Genomic DNA, 473 nt, shown 5'->3' with positions numbered 1-473 from the left:
TGAAATACCGCTACGACTCGGCGCGGCTGTTGCTGACGGAAATCGAGAACGAGTCCGGTGAAAAATATCAGCTGGACTACACGCCCAACGGACTGATCCGACAGGAAACCGGCTTCGACGGCCAGCGCACCGGCTACGCCTACGACCTCAACGGCCACCTGCTGGAAAAGACCGAGTTTGGTGCCGATGGCAGCCAACAGGTCACCGCCTACCAGCGTGATGCTGCCGGACGCCTGCTGCGCAAGACCTTGCCCGACGGCACGACCGTCGATTACCGCTACGACGCCCTAGGGCGCCTGGTCAGCGTCGACGACGGCCATTGGCCGCTGGCCTACGAATACGACGCGCAAGACCGCCTCGTCGCCGAACACCAGGGCTGGGCCACCCTGCGTTATCGATACGACAACACCGGTCGCTTGATCCATTGCCGCCTGCCGGATCGCAGCACCCTCGACTATCGCCACCTCCCGGGT

At 63.4% G+C, this 473-nt stretch carries 1 pseudogene; it reads left to right on the top strand.

Features of this window, described 5'->3' with window-relative positions:
• Window positions 1-473 (top strand): annotated as a pseudogene (locus HU742_RS26730) (type IV secretion protein Rhs); the annotation flags it as partial.

Source organism: Pseudomonas marvdashtae, from assembly GCF_014268655.2.
GTDB classification, from domain to species: domain Bacteria; phylum Pseudomonadota; class Gammaproteobacteria; order Pseudomonadales; family Pseudomonadaceae; genus Aquipseudomonas; species Aquipseudomonas marvdashtae.
Note: the sequence above shows the minus strand (reverse complement) of the source record. Positions and strands in the feature narration are given on the sequence as shown.